At 41.2% G+C, this 20,137-nt stretch carries 18 protein-coding genes; 11 read left to right on the top strand and 7 right to left on the bottom strand.

The features are described from left to right. Positions 1-59: 59 nt before the first annotated feature. The 9 genes from A3774_RS06420 (at position 60) to A3774_RS06380 (ending at position 8,520) form a co-directional block, all read left to right on the top strand. On the top strand, positions 60-671 hold the full coding sequence (locus A3774_RS06420; RefSeq protein ID WP_067864932.1) for a sigma-70 family RNA polymerase sigma factor: 612 nt from the start codon (positions 60-62) through the stop codon (positions 669-671). Further along, the gene (locus A3774_RS06415) at positions 668-1,348 is read left to right on the top strand and encodes a ChrR family anti-sigma-E factor (RefSeq protein WP_067864925.1); all 681 of its coding nucleotides are present in this window, start codon (positions 668-670) and stop codon (positions 1,346-1,348) included. Before A3774_RS06420 ends, A3774_RS06415 begins: the two co-directional genes overlap by 4 nt. A 43-nt stretch (positions 1,349-1,391) precedes the next feature. Further along, positions 1,392-2,357 (top strand): YbgA family protein, encoded by a 966-nt coding sequence (locus A3774_RS06410; RefSeq protein WP_067864924.1) that lies wholly within the window; start codon positions 1,392-1,394, stop codon positions 2,355-2,357. A 61-nt stretch (positions 2,358-2,418) separates the two neighbouring features. Beyond that, positions 2,419-3,855: a cryptochrome/photolyase family protein gene (locus tag A3774_RS06405; RefSeq protein WP_082792372.1), complete on the top strand. Its 1,437-nt coding sequence runs from the start codon at positions 2,419-2,421 to the stop codon at positions 3,853-3,855. Between the two features lie 92 nt (positions 3,856-3,947). After that, positions 3,948-4,166, top strand: coding sequence for a TIGR02450 family Trp-rich protein (locus tag A3774_RS06400; RefSeq protein ID WP_067864923.1), 219 nt, complete (start codon positions 3,948-3,950; stop codon positions 4,164-4,166). Positions 4,167-4,362: 196 nt separating this feature from the next. Further along, positions 4,363-4,701: a DUF413 domain-containing protein gene (maoP, locus tag A3774_RS06395; protein WP_067864922.1), complete on the top strand. Its 339-nt coding sequence runs from the start codon at positions 4,363-4,365 to the stop codon at positions 4,699-4,701. A 238-nt stretch (positions 4,702-4,939) separates the two neighbouring features. Further along, a complete protein-coding gene (locus A3774_RS06390) occupies positions 4,940-5,350 on the top strand; it encodes a MoaF N-terminal domain-containing protein (protein ID WP_067864914.1) in 411 nt (136 codons plus the stop codon). Positions 5,351-5,629: 279 nt separating this feature from the next. After that, positions 5,630-7,066, top strand: a complete 1,437-nt coding sequence (locus A3774_RS06385; protein WP_067864912.1) for a rhomboid family intramembrane serine protease — start codon at positions 5,630-5,632, stop codon at positions 7,064-7,066. A 98-nt stretch (positions 7,067-7,164) separates the two neighbouring features. Continuing rightward, complete coding sequence (locus A3774_RS06380; protein WP_067864910.1) at positions 7,165-8,520, top strand: B-box zinc finger protein; 1,356 nt, start codon at positions 7,165-7,167, stop codon at positions 8,518-8,520. Here the strand turns inward: A3774_RS06380 and ppsR are convergent. After that, positions 8,517-9,335, bottom strand: coding sequence for a posphoenolpyruvate synthetase regulatory kinase/phosphorylase PpsR (gene ppsR / locus A3774_RS06375; RefSeq protein ID WP_067864992.1), 819 nt, complete (start codon positions 9,333-9,335; stop codon positions 8,517-8,519). The two genes, A3774_RS06380 and ppsR, sit on opposite strands and share 4 nt — an antisense overlap. A gap of 341 nt (positions 9,336-9,676) precedes the next feature. Here ppsR and ppsA point away from each other — a divergent pair, with 341 nt between their 5' ends. Then, positions 9,677-12,040: a phosphoenolpyruvate synthase gene (ppsA, locus tag A3774_RS06370; protein WP_067864909.1), complete on the top strand. Its 2,364-nt coding sequence runs from the start codon at positions 9,677-9,679 to the stop codon at positions 12,038-12,040. A gap of 148 nt (positions 12,041-12,188) precedes the next feature. On the opposite strand, the gene rrtA is transcribed toward ppsA, so the two are convergent. The 5 genes from rrtA to A3774_RS06345 all read right to left on the bottom strand — a co-directional run bounded on the left by rrtA (position 12,189) and on the right by A3774_RS06345 (position 18,049). Beyond that, positions 12,189-12,818, bottom strand: a complete 630-nt coding sequence (gene rrtA / locus A3774_RS06365; protein ID WP_197468017.1) for a rhombosortase — start codon at positions 12,816-12,818, stop codon at positions 12,189-12,191. 18 nt (positions 12,819-12,836) lie between these two features. Then, complete coding sequence (locus A3774_RS06360) at positions 12,837-15,038, bottom strand: VIT and vWA domain-containing protein (protein ID WP_067864905.1); 2,202 nt, start codon at positions 15,036-15,038, stop codon at positions 12,837-12,839. 139 nt (positions 15,039-15,177) lie between these two features. Continuing rightward, complete coding sequence (locus A3774_RS06355; RefSeq protein ID WP_231867956.1) at positions 15,178-16,407, bottom strand: putative bifunctional diguanylate cyclase/phosphodiesterase; 1,230 nt, start codon at positions 16,405-16,407, stop codon at positions 15,178-15,180. Beyond that, entirely contained in the window at positions 16,391-17,131 is a 741-nt protein-coding gene (locus A3774_RS06350; protein ID WP_067864895.1) for a hypothetical protein, read from the bottom strand. Before A3774_RS06350 ends, A3774_RS06355 begins: the two co-directional genes overlap by 17 nt. A gap of 186 nt (positions 17,132-17,317) precedes the next feature. Further along, complete coding sequence (locus A3774_RS06345) at positions 17,318-18,049, bottom strand: helix-turn-helix domain-containing protein (protein ID WP_067864891.1); 732 nt, start codon at positions 18,047-18,049, stop codon at positions 17,318-17,320. 168 nt (positions 18,050-18,217) lie between these two features. On the opposite strand from A3774_RS06345, the gene A3774_RS06340 reads away from it, so the two are divergent. Further along, the gene (locus A3774_RS06340) at positions 18,218-19,072 is read left to right on the top strand and encodes a PA4780 family RIO1-like protein kinase (protein WP_067864888.1); all 855 of its coding nucleotides are present in this window, start codon (positions 18,218-18,220) and stop codon (positions 19,070-19,072) included. Positions 19,073-19,082: 10 nt separating this feature from the next. On the opposite strand, the gene A3774_RS06335 is transcribed toward A3774_RS06340, so the two are convergent. After that, a complete protein-coding gene (locus tag A3774_RS06335; RefSeq protein WP_067864885.1) occupies positions 19,083-20,024 on the bottom strand; it encodes a LysR family transcriptional regulator in 942 nt (313 codons plus the stop codon). Positions 20,025-20,137: the final 113 nt, after the last annotated feature.

The raw sequence follows: 20,137 nt of genomic DNA, 5'->3' as shown, positions 1-20,137 counted from the left end.
TATTTTCAGTTATACGGTTTGGTGTGATCCAATCTTTGTAAGGTATCGTAAGGGATAGTATGGAAAATAAACCACCAGGTGAAGATGTGGAAAATGTTGTAGCTATGCCATCGATGTCAAACCGCCTAAGCGGTGCAGATCCCGATTGGAACGAGATGTTATCTCGTTTAGCGGAGAGTAAAGATAAAACGCTGTATATAGCGTTGTTTCGGCATTTTGCGCCAAGAGTTAAATCTTACCTTATACGTTTAGGACTTGTGGATACAGTTGCAGAAGAGTTAATGCAGGAGACCATGCTCGCTGTTTGGCGTAAATCTCATCTTTACAATAGTAGTAAAGCGGCCGCGAGCACTTGGATATTCACCTTGGCTAGAAACAAAAGTATCGACTTAATGCGTAAGCAGAAATATCCAGAATATGATCTGGAAGAGTGGCAAGAAGAGCCAGACCATCAGGATAGCCCATGTGAGCAAGGGGTTGTCTCTGAAAGGATGAATAGTGCGATTAACACTTTACCGGAAAATCAAGCACAGGTTATCTATATGTCTTTTTTTGAAGGGCGATCTCACGCAGATATCTCTGATCGTCTAGGCGTTCCTTTAGGTAGCGTCAAATCAAGAATTAGGTTGGCATCTGAAAAGTTAAAAACTATGTGGAGGGATGGTGTATGAATATTAAGCATCATGTTGATGAAGCAACATTAGTTAGCTATGCCGCGGGCTCAATGTCCCAAGCAATGGCTTTAGTGACCGCTTGTCATCTCTCTATGTGCCCCCAGTGTCGTGAACGATTAGCTCACTCTGAAGCAATGGGAGGTGCTTTATTAGATGCTTTACCACCAGCAAAGGTCGCTGAGGATTCACTACAGAAGCTATTAGCCAGTATTGATGAGGAATCTGATATAGAGGCGATGCTGTTGGATCGTCCTGATATAAATAGGCCTCATAAAGATTACAGTGATAAAGATATCCCAACAGCTTTAGGGGATTATATTGGTGGTTCATTGGCAAATGTTGAATGGAAACGAATAGTCCCAGGTGTGTATTTTCATGATCTTCCCTGTAAAAGCGAGCGGGGCGGTGTATCACGATTGCTACGGATTGCCCCAGGCAAAGCTATGTTACCTCACAGTCATGATGGTAATGAACTAACCTTAATATTGCAGGGGTCTTTTTCTGATGAAATTGGCCGCTTTACAGTAGGTGATATCGCCGATCTTGACAGTGAAGTGGAGCATCAGCCGCTGGTGGATAGTGATGTGGATTGTATCTGTTTAATTGCGACGGATGCGCCACTTAAATTTAGTACATTACTAGGAAAGATTGTTCAGCCGATGACCGGTTTTTAAATAGTCTTTGAGCCGAATAATTAAGTATTTAGAGGGTATTGGAATGGAAACTAGTGAGCTTAAACTCTCAATTCCTGTCGGTGTTAGTGCTTGTCTTCTTGGGCACAAAGTTCGCTATGACGGTGGTCATAAGCGCTCTAAGTATTGCTTAAATGTATTGAGTGAATGTTTCGATCTAAAACCTTTTTGTCCGGAAGTTGCCATAGGGTTGAGTACTCCCCGTGAACCTATACGTTTAGTCGGAAGTGCTGAGGCTCCGCGTGTTGTTGGGGTTAAGGATCCTACACTTGATGTGACTGATCGGCTTACGGCTTATGCTGATCAAGTGAGCAGTACAGAGAAAGATCTTTGTGGTTATATATTAATGCAGGGCTCGCCTAGTTGTGGCATGGAGAGAGTCAAGGTTTACCATGAAAACGGGATGCCTAATGTATCCGGTAGCGGCGCTTATGCGGCAAGATTAATGAAGCATAATCCAGCCTTACCGGTGGAAGAGGATGGTCGTTTAAATGATGCAGTACTGCGTGAAAATTTTATTACGCGGGTCTTTGTTTACTCTAACTGGCAGCAGGAGGTTATGAGTGACCCTAGCTTGCATAAAATTATTCAGTTCCATAGCCGTCATAAGTATCAGTTAATGGCGCATAGTTATGAGGGCTATAAGCAGTTGGGTAAGTACTTAGCGGATGAGGCATGTAAACAACCTATAGATGAGGTTGTGCAAAAATATATTCTTGATTTGATGACCTATCTGACCAAAAAAGCGGATCGTAAAAGTCATACCAATGTGCTTATGCATATTATGGGCTACCTCAAAAAAGAGATTGATGCCGAAACCAAACAGGATCTATTGGAAGCGATTGAGCAATATAGAACCAATAAAGTACATTTAGTTGTTCCTTTGGCATTACTTAAACATTATTTAAAACGTCATGGCTCTGATTATATTAAATCCCAAGCTTATCTTGATCCTTATCCCCATGAACTTGGATTAAGAAATTATATCTAACAGGGTTCCTTCCTATGGAACTGGCTTAAGAGCTGCGTTTAAACTTTTTTATTGAGATGTCGTGAAAAATATAAAACTAGTTTGGTTCAGAAATGACCTTCGGACCCGTGACCATCGTGCTCTTTATAGTGCATGTGAACATGTTGCTCAGAGCGCAAATAGCGCTGAAATGGGTATTATTGCTGTTGCTGCGATTTCATCTAAACAGTGGATGCTGCAAGATGAATCTAAGAGTCGAGTTCAGTTTTGGTTAGCTAATCTCCATTCATTAAAAGATGAGTTGGCTGGGCTTAATATTCCGTTAAAGCTTATTCATGCAGAGACTAATCAAGAGATTCCACAGCAGCTACTTAGATTAGCTAAACAATATAATGTAGCAGCTCTCTATTTTAACGATGAAGCACCAGAATATGAGCAGCAACGAGATCAGCAGGTAGAGCAACTTTTTCACCAGCAAGGAATAGGTTGTCACCGTTATGAAGCGGATCTCGTGCTTCCAGCTGGATCTGTGCTTAATCAACAAGGCCTGCCTTATAAAGTCTTCACACCGTTCAGCAAGGCGTGGCGACAACAATTTATATTGAGTGAACAGGGGCCTTTACCTGCACCTCAGCCTTTGTTATCCACTGTTATTGAATCAGATAATATTCCAGAGGATATAGGTTATGGCCTAAGGCTTGGAGCTGATTGGAACAAACAGATCTGGCCAGCAGGTACAGAAAGTGCGCATCGGAAGCTACAGCAGTTTGTGTTAGATCAGTTCACCGATTATAGCCAGTTAAGGGACTTTCCTGCGCAAACGGGAACCTCCTCACTTTCACCTTATTTAAGTGTGGGTGTACTTTCCGCAAGGCAGTGTATTGCAGGTGTGCAAGCTTATTCAGATGATCCTGATTGGTTCTACAGCCAATGGGTTACTGAGCTTATTTGGCGAGAGTTCTATCGTCATCTTTTAATTCTTTTTCCTGAAATGAACCGTTGGAAACCCTTTAAACCTGATATAGAAAAGAAGATAGCTTGGCAGCATGATCAAGCTAAATTTGAGGCTTGGTGCAACGGGGAAACTGGCTTTGATATTGTCGACGCAGGGATGAAGCAGTTATTAGAAACAGGATGGATGCATAATCGTGTGAGAATGATAACGGCTTCTTTTTTAACAAAACTACTGCGTCAAGATTGGCGTTTAGGGGCGCGTTTTTTTATGCAGCATTTAATTGATGCTGATTTTGCTTCTAATTTAGGTGGTTGGCAGTGGAGTGCATCTGTTGGTGCTGATGCAGCGCCTTATTTTAGGATTTTTAATCCAATGCGACAAGCTGATCGTTTTGATGCAAAAGGCCTTTATACCAAGCAGTGGTTGGACTTGGATCATCCAGATGACAGCAATATGAATACTGATCTATTGGGTGATGCTTTGCCTTCTGATTTGGGCCAACGACCTCAACCTATAATTGATTATGCAGCTGAACGTAGGCGCAGTATTGAAGAGTACCAGTAAGTATTTAAACGTACCTTAATGCTGATCTAGGCTAGAGGATTGATAATATTTGTGGTTATAACCTTCGTTATTAATTGGGCAGAATTTATCAAATGAATCAATTTAATCCTAATAAACTACTGCTTTCTAAGTGGACAGCGGTTAAGCCGTTTGAGAAAAGGAAACACTTTATTATCACTGAGCTTGTTAAGGATGAGTTGGAACAGCAGGTTGTCGCTTGTGTTCTAGAAGCGGTGATCAATAAACAACAATTCTTTATGGATTTTAATGAGTTGAAAGACCAAACTCGATGGCTGCAAGGTTGGAAATAAAAACCTCAATATTTTGCTTCTTTAAATACTTCTATTTGTCATCTTTTAGGATTATTATCGCAAAAAACTGATCGGTGGTGTGTTAAAGCTTTTGAAAATAGGCTGTTAGCATCAAAATCTCTCCTCAAGATTAAAGATAACCACTCGATTTTTCTATTGTCAGCGATATTACTTTATAGATTTGGGGGGCATGTAGATGCAACTTGATGACGCTTTCAAGTCAGATAAACGGTTTAGAGATCCTAAAAACTTTCCTTACGGTTTTGCACGCAGTGGTGAGTTCACGCGTGAGCAAGCCCAGTTAATAGAGAATCACGGTTATGCTTATATTGAATTAGCATCAGGCGCACGTGCTCCTTTATGTGATCAAGAACAAGCGTTTATGGCATTCTGCCAAGGTGATAAAGACGCAGAATCTCTCCATGAGCGGACTTGGAAGCGTTACCAAGATAAAGTAAATCGTAAAATAAATTGCTATACCTTGGCGAGTATTCCTTCTGTATCGGATGATGATGCCTCTGATGATGACGATTAAGGGTTTTAACCTTTAAAAAAACAGCACCTCTAAGCCTTTACAACGCTTAGAGGCGCTATTCATAGCGCCTTTTGATAAAGTACTCAAACAGTCAGCATTAACAAACTAGTACAACGACGCCGATGTATTGCTTTAGCTCGTCTAAACAGAATAATGCATCAGCTGTTGGCTAAGCGACCCGATCGTTGTTCTGTAATCTCAATCTGAGATCTAATCCAAGTCTAAAATGGTAACTATTATGAAAAAGGAAAACCGTTTCTATTCACTCGTTTTACCATTCTTTTGTTTACTGTTCGCGGTTGGAAATACTTATGGGTACGCCTCTGAAACGACTCGAATTCTTAATGGAACTCAAATCACGTATATGTACTCGAGTGGCCGTTCATATAATGTGAAGTTTGAAGAGAAGGGGGTTAGCTACCGCTATCTGACAGGCTCAAAACCGGATGTTTGGTGGGGACCTTTTCCATATCAAGCAATGGAGGTGGAAGATAATCTTTATTTTGCCTCCTGGTTTGAGAAAGGCTACGGTGATTACGTCACCTTGCTGATTAATTTTGATAAAAACGTTATACATGGCAGTGCCATTATAGGTGGAAACGAAGTGCACTTTCATAAAGCTGAGCTTGTGAAAGTTGCTAAGCCTTGAGTCTTTATCTGTGGTTAGCAGGTTAAGATAATCGTTATAAATAAACCACTGCTTACAGGCTATATGCCCCATTGTTCGATGGGGTATCTTATCAGCGATATAGGCTTAACTTATGTCAGTTAGGATTTAATTAGTTTTGAGTAAATCTTCTAACTCTCTGTTTTTGATTAATTTTCATAGAAAGGCAGGCATAAGCTTTTAACCGTGCTAGTCTTTCCTAAAGGCTGATAATAATAAGATAAATGGTAACTGTAGATCAGAGGATGGATCTGTCGCGTTATGGTCATTATACCAACGGAAAAACGATTTGATTGGAAGCGTCCTCCAATCATGCTGTTCATTTTGGTGCTCACCAATGTGATTATTTTCTTTGTCTATCAAGGCGAAGATGAAAGGAAGCTTCAAGGTGCTTTAGATCGTTATGACAGGTTGGAATACTTTGAAACAGAATGGCCTGTCTATCTTGATTATCTTCAAAGTAATGATGTTCCTGAAGATATTATTACTGATTACCAAACGCTTTATAACCAAGGCCATCGCCAGCAGCTTAGTTTTTATATCCTTAGCGATTTTAAGTTTCTAGACTATTTAAATGCCCACTGGGTTAGTTTCCAAGAACCTAAAAAAGGGGACTATTGGACAGATAGACAGCAAATTCATGATGAATTTGAATCAACAGCCCTCTATGGTTTCGGTTTAAAGCCTAAAGATCTTGGTCTTGCTGAGTTAGTTACCTATCAATTTTTGCATGGTAGTCCTATGCATTTATTTGGGAATATGTTTTTTCTCGTTATTTTTGGTTTTGCTGTTGAAGCCGCTATAGGACATTTTCGCTTTCTTCTTTTTTACCTTGTCTCTGGTATCGCTGGTGGCGTTCTATTTGTCATGGTTAATCAATACAGTCCAAATGCGCTGGTGGGTGCTTCCGGAGCTATTTCCGGAGTGATGGCTATGTATTTAGGTGTGTTTCGTTTTAGGAAAATAGAGTTTTTTTACTGGTTTTTTGTTTTTGTTGGCTTTATTCGAGCCCCAGCACTACTTGTACTCCCGCTTTATATAGCGAACGAACTCTATAACTATTTCACTTATACGGACTCCAATGTTGCCTTTATGGCTCATACAGGGGGCTTTGTTAGTGGGGCGATCTTGATATTGACTGTGTTGCTGGTCGATCCAAAAATGTTGGATGAGGAATATCTGGCAGAGGATGAGGTTGAGTCTTCAAAGCAGAGAGATTTAGACAAAATTTATAAAGCCTTAGGCCGTTTCTCTTTTGATACGGCTTTAAAAGCGTTAGATGATTTTATTGATACTTATGGTGAAGATTTTGACCTCCTGAAATTGAAATACTCAATATTAAAAGGACGTGAAGATCCAGCGCAGGAAGCGGCACTTATCAGGCTACTGAATATGGAAAAACTCAGTATTAACCAGTTGGAAAGGGTGGAGACACTTTGGTTAAATAATGAAAGCCTAAAACAGAGCATGTCTAATGATGAGGTTCTTCAGTTAGGCTGGCGTTTGTCTGCCTTACCTAGCCTAATGACCTCTGAGCAGATTTTTATTTATCTTTATTCTAACGGGATCAAAAATGAGACTTTGAGCCACTTTGCAAGAAAGCTTTCCATCGGCTTTGGCGAGCGAGAGCATGAAGCCAAAAAAGTAAAATATGAAAAAGCGGCTGTTGAGATCTATGAACGATGCCGTAGATATTAAATGTTATAGAGCTAGGATGACTCATTAAGTGATATGGGTGATTTAATACGCCGAGTTTTTTATCGGTTTAACAACCGCTTGTAGGAGTTAAATGCAATATGGAGTATTGCAAATACCATCCACTAACTGCAGCAACCTATCATTGTGAACATTGTCAGATCAGTTTATGCGATTACTGTATTGATGATGATCCTGAATACCCCGAGCCACGCTGTTTTGTCTGTGGGGGTGAGGTTGATAGTTTAGGTTCTGCCGACATCGCACCTTTCTGGCGGAGATTGGATAGTGCTTTTCAATATCCAATGAATAAGCAAACTATATTATTGATCATGATTGCATCGGTTCTAACCTCTATAGGTGCATTTATTGGCGGGATAATGGGTTTTTGTATATCGCTCGCAATTACAGCTATCACAACCAAATATAGCTTTTTGTGCTTACAAGGCACGACAATGGGGCAGCTTAGAGCACCTGATATGAATGAAGCATTTTCCGGGGGCTTTAAAATCATATGGCATATTATTGTGATATTGATTGTTATCAGTTTAATGATTTCAGGTGTTGAAAGAGTCTTTGGGGGCCTTGTTGCCGTCTTATTTTTGATCTTTTGGATAGTCTGTTTGCCTGCTGTTTTTATTAACTATGCGCGGTTTGAGGATATAGGCCCCGCGATTAACCCCATTGAGATCGGACGATTGGTTGTGACGCTAGGTAGTGCTTATGTGCTCTTACTATTATTTATTACGATCATGATGGCTTCGGTTGGTACCTTGCATGAGATATTAGACGAGCAATTCTATTTTTTCTCGGCGGTTTTACAGAGTATCGTCTCTTACTATTATCTGATAGTGATATTCCACTTAATGGGCTATCTCATTTTTCAGAAACAAAAATCATTAGGTTTTGCTAGCCGTTTAGATTCATCAACACCTTCAGACCTGCGTTCTGAGAAAAACAGAATTTTGTCTAAAGTTGATGTTCTTACGAAAGAGGGGGATTTTGAAGGGGGGCTGGCCACGTTTAAGCAAGGGACTAAAACAATCACCAATGATTATGATTTTTATAGCCGTTTCTTTGATTTTCTTTGTGGCATAAAGAGAATTAAGGAGATTGATAATCTTTTAGTCGATTATTTAACGATTTTAAAAAGCCATGGCCGGGATAATCTATTAACAACGGTTTATCAGCGTATTTTGCTGCTCGATAAGCAATATGTACCGGCATCACCTGAAGTGCGTTATCAACTCGCCTTAGGGTGCTTTGATTCGGGTAAATCCCTTTTTGTTGTGAAGTTACTGAATGGTTTACACCGGGATTTTCCTGATTATCAGGAGCTTGTACCTGCATATGAGCTGATGGCTAAAGCGCTCGATGATCTTCCAAATAAAGAGCATCAAGCCGAAAAGTTTCGAGGCTTAGTACGGCAGTTAAAAGGCGCTTCAACGCAGAACTAATTCATCCTGCGATTGAGCCCTACTTGCGCCATAATTCGGGTGGATATCTCTTCTATAGAGAAGTTAGTTGTATTGATACTGGGAATATTAAGTTTCTTAAATAGCTTCTCTACTTCACGTACTTCAAAATCACACTGATCTAGAGAAGCATACTTACTGTTAGCGCGGCGCTCATGCCGTATTGCTGCTAACTGAAATGAGTCAATTGTTAAGCCGTAGAGTTTATGTTTATGTTTTTCAAGAACGTCTGGCAACTTATTGAATTCTAAGTCTTCTTCTGTGAGAGGGTAGTTGGCCGCTTTGATGCCAAACTGCATCGCCATATAAAGGCAAGTGGGGGTTTTACCGCACCGAGATACACCCACTAAAATAATATCTGCATTTGCATATTGGCGCGTTCTGGCACCATCGTCATTGTCTATTGCGAAGTTGACGGAATCAATTCTATCTTTGTAACGCGTCTGTTCAACAATACCGTGGGATTTACCGACAGAGTAATTTGAGCGGGCATTGAGTTCGCTTTCGAGAGGCTTTAAAAAGCTTGAGAAAACATCAATTTTGAATGCGACAGATTCAGAAATAATGGCGCGAATATCTTCATTGACTACTGTATCGAAAATAAGAGGTCTTGTACCATCTTTCGTAGCCGCATTATTGATACGGGACACGGCTTCTTGCGCTTTTTCGGGGGTATCTATGTAAGGGAGTGTTATCTGTTCAAACTCAATGCTATCGAATTGGGCTAAAAGACTGTGTCCTAAAGCTTCAGAGGTAATACCTGTGCCATCAGAGATAAAAAAAGCTGTTCGTTTCATCATTGGTTTATAAATATAGCGGACAATAGAGTGAGCACTATAACAGATTGGCTAAAATAGATGGGGTTGATCAGACTTAAATAGATCTGAAAAACGTCTTAAATAGACGTTTTAAGTCTGTCAATGCATTAGGACTCTGCTATTTTTGCCTGTTTTAAATCATTTAAACTTGGGTTGGTAAGGATTTTTTGTTTTCACTCAAGTAAGATCAACGTCAGATTAGCGCTCTTATCAACGTTTAATCACATTATAATAAGTAGAGCAAAGTCAGCAGAATTTAATGCTGATAGATCTGTATGAGTTTGATGAACAGTTACGACAGCCGAGTAGGAGATAGACCGTTGCAGAACTATGTACTGCGCCTTGATCAGGTAGGTATGGATGATGTAGAGAACGTGGGTGGTAAAAACGCTTCTCTGGGGGAGATGTTGCAAGAGCTGGCGGGAGCAAATGTTAAAGTCCCGAACGGCTTTGCAACCACCGCACTTGCCTATAAAGATTTTTTAACTTATGGCGGTTTAGAAGACCAAATTAAAGATAAGCTAGAGCAGCTGGATACGAATAATATCCAAGATCTTAAAGAGGCAGGAAAAACAATTCGCGCCTTAATTATGGGTGCTGAGTTTCAACCGCAACTTAATAGCGCGATTGAAGCCGCTTGGGCCGAAATGTCTAATGGCGAAGATATTGCAGTCGCTGTTCGTTCCTCTGCAACGGCGGAAGATCTTCCCGATGCATCCTTTGCTGGCCAGCAGGAAACCTTTCTTAATGTTCGCGGACTTGAGGATATTAAAGCCTCGATAAAAGAGGTGTTTGCCTCGCTGTACAACGATCGGGCTATCTCTTATCGCGTTCATCACGGTTTTGAGCATAGCGAAGTGGCGCTATCAGCCGGTGTTCAGAGGATGGTTAGAAGTGAAACCGGTGCTTCAGGTGTTATGTTTACTTTAGATACTGAGTCAGGTTTTAACCATGTGGTCTTTATTACTGCTGCCTATGGATTAGGTGAAACGGTTGTGCAAGGTGCAGTAAACCCCGATGAATTCTATGTTTACAAACCTACGCTTAAGATGGGTGCGCCTGCGATTATTCGTCGAACTATAGGTTCTAAAGCGATCAAGATGGTTTATTCCGAACCCGGTTCTGAGAACCCCGTTTCTACTGTCCAGGTTAGTCCAGAAGAGCGCTGTAGTTTTTCTGTTGATGATGGAGATGTGGAAACGCTTGCTAAGATTGCTTTAGAAATAGAATCCCATTATGGGCGTCCTATGGATATTGAATGGGCGAAAGATGGAGATACAGGCGAAATATTTGTTGTACAAGCACGCCCTGAAACGGTGAAGAGCCGCAGTAATCAGGCTGTGATTGAACGCTACTTGCTGAAAGAAACAAGCCGAGTTTTAGTTGAGGGGCGCTCTATTGGCCACCGAATTGGCTCCGGCAAAGTCCGTATCGTTTATGACCTTAGCGAAATGGATAAGGTACAACCTGGTGAAGTACTTGTTACGGATATGACAGACCCTGACTGGGAACCTGTGATGAAACGCGCCGCTGCAATCATTACCAACCGTGGTGGACGTACTTGTCATGCGGCGATTATTGCCCGTGAACTAGGTATTCCTGCAATTGTTGGGTGTGGTGATGCAACAGAACAGTTCGTGAATGGTCAGCTTGTTACTGTATCTTGTGCAGAAGGTGATACGGGGCGAGTTTATGAAGGCAAGTTAGATTACGAGCATCAATCTAATAGTGTCGAATCTATGCCTGAGTTACCTTTTCAGATTATGATGAATGTTGGCAATCCAGATAGGGCGTTTGATTTTCAGGCGTTACCTAGTGCCGGAGTCGGCCTTGCTAGGTTGGAATTTATTATCAATCGCATGATTGGTATACACCCTAAAGCCTTGTTGAACTTTGATCAGCAAGCCCCTTCATTACAACAAACGATTAAACGTCGTATCTCTGGTTATAAAAGCCCCGTCGATTTTTATGTTGACCGTCTAGTTGAGGGTATATCTACCTTGGCAGCGGCTTTCTATCCTAAGAAAGTGATAGTGCGTATGTCGGACTTTAAGTCTAATGAATACGGACACCTAATTGGCGGTGATATGTATGAGCCAAACGAAGAAAACCCTATGTTAGGGTTTCGTGGGGCTACGCGCTATATATCAGAATCATTTCGTGATTGCTTTGAGCTAGAATGCCGAGCGCTTAAGCGTGTTCGTGATGAGATGCAGCTAACCAATGTGGAAGTGATGATCCCATTTGTGCGCACCCCAGGAGAGGCTAGGCAAGTGGTTGATCTTCTTGCAGCTAATGGCCTCAAACGAGGCGAAAATGGCTTACGTGTCATAATGATGTGCGAGATACCTTCCAATGCTTTGTTGGCTGACGAGTTTTTAGAGCATTTTGATGGTTTCTCTATAGGGTCAAATGATCTGACTCAATTAACATTAGGTCTCGATCGAGATTCTGGCGTTATTGCCCATCTTTTTGATGAACGAGATGAAGCGGTTAAAAAGCTGCTCTCTATGGCGATCTCTGCTTGTAAAAAGCAAGGTAAATACATCGGTATTTGCGGCCAAGGCCCATCAGATCATCCTGATCTTGCACGTTGGTTGATGGAACAGGGGATTGATACAATTTCCTTAAATCCAGATTCAGTGTTAGATACGTGGTTTTTCTTAGCCAATAACGAAAAGTAAAGATTGCCGCTTGGTTTAAGGAGGATTGCTCATCGAGTAACCTTCCGCCAAGCGGGCTTTCTAAAGTACATTATATTTAGACTTACCGACCTTTTTTTCTGAGCGTAAACGCTTCCCCTAAGTGAAATACTGTTCCTCTCTTTAGTCCTTATGCTGCGGATTTTTTTCGCCGATATATGCACCATAGTGTGATGCCAATTGCTGCGCCAATTAAATGAGCGGGTGGATAGAGACTCCAGCCCTCAGTGACAAATAGAGCGTTTTGCGCAGTGAGTTCTAATACGGTTTTAATTAGAATCATAAGCAAAGGAACAAGGCCCAGTAAGGAGGGTTCTTTTTTATACCAAAACAGAGCGGCGAGGGTGATCACTGTATATAGAACACCTGAGATTCCTGCATAGCTTTCAAGACTTGAAAGAGGTGAAAGTAGGTACAGATCTAACACAGTAACGGAGACAACTATTCCGTATATTAAAAGCTTAGGGCTTTGCTTTTCGAGATAAAATGCGGCAACAGTAAAGGTTGTTAAATCCCATAACAGGTGGTTCCACGAGCTGTGTATTAAATGGCCGGTTATCAGCCGCCAATACTGTTGTTGTTCGATAATGGCGCCGTAATCAAAACTTAATGAGTGAAGCCCAACTAAGTTGTTGGGTAGAACACCTAACATCAACATTATTGCGCAGGCTATAAGAGTTACATAGGGGATGGAGCCTTTATGAGGCGAAAGCCCCCCCCTTGGGGAGGCTGTGAATGTGTCGTTAAATAAGGAACGCATAATCATCATACCTTGCTATTAAACGTCTTTAGAGCGGTTTGAATGAGAGCGACTTAATTGAACTAATGCAATACTCGCGGCCATCAAGATAACCAACCAAGGGGATATGGCACCACCTCCGGATCCAGAGCGGCTAGGCGATACGGATGCACGCTGCTGACTTTGGTTGGGTTGAGCCGAGGAGGAGTCAATAAACATAGGCTGCTGTTGATCAACGCGGTTTTGCTGTGCTGTAACGGGTTGGTGTGCACGTAGCTCGCGGGCTTTCTGTTCTTTCTCCACCCGTTGCTGGTTATTACGTTGAATGTTTAATGCTTTAAATACCTCATCTCGTACAACAATCATTGAGGTGTAATCTGTTACTAAACCATACTCAATAGCCGTATCCGTTATCGCTTGTTTGGCGTCTTTATCTGTTCCTAAATAATCAATCTTTGCTTGTAGTTCCTCAATTGCTGCATAAGCCCATAAACGTTCGAGTTCTGGATGCAGAGTGGATTGTTCTGGAAGCATAAAACGTGTTTTATAGCTCTTCTCTTTGCCATTAACAGTACCTGTTAATGTGATTTCTGCTTCGCCTGGCTGATAATAGTGACCAAAGACAGTTAACTGCTGACCATGATAAAGGGTGTTCGCTAAACGAGGTTTTACGATCTCTTTACTACGTACGCCTGATACTTTTAGGCTGACATCACGCATAGCTGCATGAGACATTTTGCCCTTTGCCAGCATTAATTGGCCCATAATGTCGTCAGCATTAGAGATCGACATAGCGAAACCATTAGATACCCGTGTCATCTCCTCTAGTAGAGGGCGGTTGGCACTATTACCCATAATAAAGGTAAATAAGCGCGCATCACGTTTTTCTAGGAGATTAAGGAATTTTGATTTCTCAGTTTCACCAACGTTAGCAACACCGTCAGTAACAAGGATAATCGCAGTGCTACGGTCGGAATCTAGTTGATCAATGCCATTTTTTAATCCTGCATATAGGTTGGTGCCATTTCCGGGTTGTACATTATCAAGCTGGGTCATAACGCTCTTAATGCTCTGTTTATCTGCGGGTTGATAACCTTGAGTGAAATTCTGTGCCTGATTATTAAAGAGAACGACTTTAAAACGATCTTGAGGCGGTAGCTGTCCCAATCCCTGACGTACTCCTTCTACTAGACTTGAGAATTTACCTTGCATTGAACCCGATATGTCTAAGACGAAGACCCAGTCACGTCCTTGTGTAACAAGAGGCAGATCAGTGCCCGGTGTTAAAGTTAGCTTAAAAGTACCTTTACTATTATTAGCCTCTTTATAGCTAATCATGTCGACGCTGGCCGGAAGCCCCTCAGCTTGCCTCCAGTAGAGAAGAATATCTTTATTTAATTGGGTCAGTGTTGTTGGTTGGTTAAGTGCTTTTGTATCTGCTTCACCGTTAAGGTCTAAACTCGTAGGCGTATCTGTGTCCGGTGTTTCTAAATCCGGTGAGATATTTTGTACCTGTGTGGCGGTCTGGTTCATGAGCGCAGCTTGCCATTCATAAGGAGCGACTTGTTGTAGTTGGGCATTTGGATGTTGAGGCATACGCAGTCCATCAACTGGATAGCTTGTACGTAGTTTTACATTAAAGGTAAACGCTTCTTCAACGGTTTCATTGCGGCTCCAAAAGCTTTGTTTTTCTACATCTACACCGCCATCTTCAAGTGGATAAACATAACGACCTATACCCGTGTCGGTTTGAGTGTTTTGTAGATAGACCAGTTTTATTTTTACGTCTTGGTTTGCTTTAACTGGAAAAACGGATATATCAAAAGTTTTATACTTATCTTTTTCCACAAGAGCTGTTTCATTGCCTTGTGCTTTCTGTTGTTCATAAATCTGTCGTGCTTGTTGCTTTTCGACGACTTCGCCAGTGACCGGTTTACCATCTATCCAGTAGCTGAACTCGCCAACAGCCGCTTTTTCTGGCACAGGAAACGAATAGATTGCCTCTAAATCGTTTGCGTTGGGGTTATGAAAGGTTTGTTCAATAGTTGTCGTTGCATACATATCTTCGATAACAACATTAACGTGGTGTTCTTTGATCTGTAAGTCAGTGTAATTTGCATTGTTTGGTTTGAGTAAGCCCGCAGCTTCTATGGAAGGTGAATAGAATAGGGATGAGCTTAGAGCAAAGCTTAGACCTAACGCTGTTAAGAGTGCTGTTTTGTGTGTTGTTAAGTGAGTCATTATGTTTCCCTCGTGAATGAACGAGGGAAAGATTGATGGAATTTGTTTTTAGCTAATACCTTACTATGTAAAGTTACGAGATGTTGAACTTTAGGTATTATATTTCAATACCAGAACTTGTTTTTGGTTAGTAAGACGCTTATTGCATTGATGTGGTTTCAGCAATGGATTGAAAGGAGGCGCCAAATTGATTTGTGAGATCCATATAGTTTTGGGGTTTGCTAAATAAATAGCCTTGTAAATAGTGAACGCCAAGCGTTTTTAGTTTGTTTTTTTGCTCAACTGTTTCTACACCTTCAGCAACAACTTTATAGTTAAGTTCATTGGCCATTAGCATTACTGCTTTAATAATAGCCGCTCCATTTGAATCTAGTTTGTTGACGAAGGAGCGGTCAATCTTAACAATGTTTACCGCTAGATCTTGAATAACTGATAATGATGAATAGCCGGTTCCAAAGTCATCGACGGAGATAAAAAAACCTAAGGTTTGTAGCTGTTTTATAGCCTGTAAAAGCTTTGGCTTATCACTAGAGAACACTGATTCTGTAATCTCAATATGGAAGAGGTTAGTATCAACTTGGTACTTATCTATCATATTCCTAACGGTGTTTACAAACTCAGCATCTTCAAATTGAACGATAGAGACATTGATACAGATTTTTATATTTAAGCCATCTTGCATCATTAATTTTTGCTGTTGTATCGCTTTCTCAAGCACCCAATAGCCAATCTCTCGAATAGCGCCATGTTTTTCTGCTAAAGGGATAAACACATCAGGGGGAATCGCTTTTCCTTTATGTTCCCAGCGCAGCAAGGCCTCCACAGCGTGGCATTCACCATTTCTAGTATCAATGATAGGTTGATACACAAGGTTAAGTTGTTTTCTAGGCACTACTCTTCTGATAGCGGAAGAGAGTGCAAAGTCGCGTTGTACCTTCTCTGCTAGATCTTTGCTAAAAAGCACATAGTCCGTTTTTTGTGTATGTTTATTTTCATACATTGATACATCGGCGAAAGAGATCAATTCCTCGATAGATTGACTATGGTTGGGATAAATAGATACGCCAATAGATGCCTTTAAGTCAATTTTATACCCATCAAATATAAAGGTAGATTCAATCAGGGTATTGATTTTATTGGCAATAATCTCGACTTGTTTTTTGTTAGTTGTTTTAGAAAGGATGATAAATTCATCGCCACCCCAACGGCAGATTAAGGCATTAGTTCCAAAATTTTCTTTTAAACGTGAGGCCAATTGTTTAAGAAGAGTATCGCCTACATGATGTCCAAAATTATCATTCACTGGTTTAAAACTATCTAAATCAATAAAAAAAACAGATAGATGTTTGTTTTTAGCTGTGTGTTTTATTTGCTTGCTTACTTGCTGCTTCGATAAAGGCGGGTCGGTTTAAGAGTTTAGTGAGTGAGTCTAGCTGACTTAATTCAATTATTTTGTCCGTTCTTGATTCAACTTCACTTTGCATATTTTTTAGCAGTAGAGTGTGTTGGTACCTAAGCCTGATGGAGTCTAAAGTGAATCGAGCCGCTTTATGCGCAGTAAAGAATATAATGCCTGCGAAGATTAAGCCTAAAACTCCAAGTAGTTGGTGCTCAGATGTACCTGATAAAACTAATAGTAGTGAATAAGGGACGAGTAAAATTTGCGGGTAGAGGGTGGCAAGAAGAAGATCCCCGGACAAAACAGTGGATGCGCCTCCTGCTAGCGTTGCAACAATGACCATTGATATACAAAGTTGATAAAGGTCAGAATCAGAATAAAAATAAATACAATAAAAGGCCCAGAGTGAAGCGGTAAGTAATGCGCCTATGCGGAATCGTAAGAGATCGCTGGATGTCCCTAGTTCGCCTTGTTTTGACTTAACACACCACGTGTAACTGTAGAATAGTCGCCATAGCATCAATAACAATATAGCTACCCACCAGCCTAGTCTTACATATGCATGGCTTGTTGAATCAAACCAAAAAACTAAGCCTGAAGCAGCAGCTAGCATTATCAGAAAGCCTGCATAAGAACTCCGATAGAGAAGCTCTAATCGGTCATTGAGCTCAACTTTATGATTACAGGAACGCAATATCAAACTCCATTAACATAAAAAATACTTTCCATGTCGATATTAAAAACGGCCAGAGCCTACAATAAGTATAATTAACTTATACTTAACTGATTTTGTAAGTGTATTCCTAGATACACCTTTCTTCCAGTAGCGTTTTGTTGAACAAGGTTAGCGCTAACCGTTTTCTATTTTTATAAGGGATATTTACTTACTCATTTTCTTAAATAGAGAGTACTGCCACTGGCGAATGGCTAAAACCATAGTTGTGCCATTTTTTTGCTGGCTTGGTGCTGCATGATCCTCTTGCATCAGTTCATTAAACTCGGCGGCTAAGCGCTCCATTTTCTTTTGTAAGCGGGCATTAGAGCTATCGGTAAGGATCGCATTAGTGACGATCAATTTTTCGTTAGCTTTATCAAAACGAGAGCTGAAAAAGTCTTGTTCTACCTTCTCCTGAAAGAACTGCTGTATGGGTCCGTTTGGTAGCCAATGAAAATTAGGGGCGACTAGAAGTTTGACTCTATTGTTGGGTAGTAGATCTATAATTTTTAATCGATCAAGCTGTGCTAATTTCTGAATACATGTCGTTTCAGGGATATTATATGTATAGATAATATCGTCATAAGACATCCCGCTTATAACGCTTACCGTGATTAGCAGAAGGGTTAAATCGTTAGCGATCTCCTTTTCCTGGTCTCGGGTTAGTTGTATGAGTTGATGTTGCGCTTTACTCATTCTTTGTACTAATTCGGATAGCTCGATATTTAGCATATCGCAAATGTGTTCTAAGCGTTCTAAGGTAAAATTTTTGTCCGCAAAGAGCCGTTTTACTGATGCTTCACTCAGTTCTAGAACCTTAGCAACATCCGCATAGGTTTTTCCTTGAGCCTTTAGCTCGCGCTTTAGGGTGTCAATCAGTGGGCCTGCTTGTGCCATAAATAAGCCTTTAAATAGAAAGGAGATCAGGTTGTATCTTATCTGAAACAATAATTGCGCGTCAGTAGGCGTTTAACGAATACTCTAGTTAAAAAGATCAGCAGATAAAATTGCTTCTTTTTATTTCATATAGTTTCATATGTACTCTAATCCATGTATAAGGGCACCATGAAAATCCCTAAAAGAATACAACCACTTGTTGATGATGGTCTAGTCGATGACGTTCTTAGACAATTAATGAGTGGAAAAGAGGCGGTAGTGTACGTGGTACGTTGTGGATCAGAGATCCGCTGCGCGAAAGTGTATAAAGAAGCGGCGAAACGAAGCTTTAAGCAAGCCGTGCAGTACCAAGAAGGCCGAAAAGTACGGAATAGTCGCCGTGCGCGCGCCATGGAGAAAGGTTCTAAGTTTGGTCGAGATCAGCAGGAAGCCCTTTGGCACAATGCTGAAGTCGATGCATTGTACCGCCTAGCTGCTGCTGGGGTAAGAGTGCCTGAGCCTTATGGCTGTTTCGATGGTGTGCTGCTGATGGAATTAGTAACGGACGATAATGGTGAAGTTGCGCCGCGTCTTAATGATGTGGCAATGTCGGCTGAACAAGCTATAGCCGATCATGCGGTTGTCATTCGCGATATTGTTAGAATGCTCTGTGCCGGATTGGTTCATGGCGACCTATCTGAATTTAATGTGTTGGTGGATTCCTATGGTCCTGTCATTATCGATCTACCTCAGGCGGTAGACGCTGCCGCAAATAATCATGCTCAATGGATGCTCGAGCGCGATGTTAATAATATGCGTAGCTATTACGGACAGTTCGCGCCTGAACTCTTAAATACACAGTATGCGAAAGAGATCTGGGCACTCTATGAAGAGGGCGATTTAGCCCCCGATACTGAGCTTACAGGGCTATTTGAAGAGAGTGGAGAAGCCGCTGATGTTGATTCGGTTCTGCTTGAGATCAAAGAGGCCTTTGCTGAAGAGCAAGAGCGCCTAGCGCGTATAAGAGACTCTGAAGAACCTTAATTGACTTAGGTTAAGAAAAAGCTTTAGTTACATGATGGGGGAGCTGAGTCGTTTTAAAATAATCCTGCAGCATAATCATCATTGTTTCTGCGGCTGGGCTTAGCGCGCGACCTTTACGGGTAATAATGTAAATTTTTCGTTCTAGTTCCGGTGATTGCAAAGGCACAAATATTAGCGTTGAAAAGGCGCTAGTGCTGGCCGCAAGTGCCGGAAGTATAGAAACACCTAGCCCCGTTTTTACCATATCTGCTAGTCCAGCCGGGGTTGAGACTTCAATTAATGGGCTTTGGGTATTTAATCCCAGATTGTTTTCCCTTTCTAATTTATATAACTGTGAACGGGTGCCGGTATCCGTGGTTAAATGGATTATTGGTAGTGAGCTCACTTGTGCCCAATTCAATTGTGCCGTTTGGCTTAAAGGGTGGTCTGAAGGGAGGACAATCCCGTACTGATCCATTAAAACCGGTTGATAATTTAATTCCGGTTGATTCGAATGATTACCTCCTAAGCCAAAATCCACATCATTTTCTAATACCCGCTGCTCGATGCCACTCGCATTATCATCGCGCAGGTAAATCCCTATATTGGCATAGGTTTGATGGTAGGATTTGATAATCTCAGGCAGCATTCGGCCAATCATTGAGGGCGAGGCTGCAATACCGATCTTACCTTTTTGTTGTGATGTGGTTGCTTTTAGGTCATTAAAAGCGGTATCAAAATCGGAGATTAGTTTTTCTGCTACTGGGAAAAAGTTTCCCCCTTCGCCGGTTAAGATAACGCGGCGGGTTGTGCGGTCAAACAGCTTCAACTCGACCTGCTCTTCAAGCTGCTTTATTGTGGCGGTGAGTGTTGATTGAGTCAGATGTAGGTTTTCGGCCGCCCGCGTAAAACTGCCACTTTTAGCAATTTCAGTGAAAGCACGTAGATGGCGTATAGATATATTATTCGACATAATCAATTAATTAATAGAATTTTATCGTTTGATTGATAAATAACAATTCTGCATCATAGCAGCCAATATCACAAATTTGAGCAATAACCGCGATATAAGCCTGATTTTTGAGC

The sequence above is a fragment of the Neptuniibacter marinus genome, from assembly GCF_001597725.1.
Lineage (GTDB): Bacteria > Pseudomonadota > Gammaproteobacteria > Pseudomonadales > Balneatricaceae > Neptuniibacter > Neptuniibacter marinus.
Note: the sequence above shows the minus strand (reverse complement) of the source record. Positions and strands in the feature narration are given on the sequence as shown.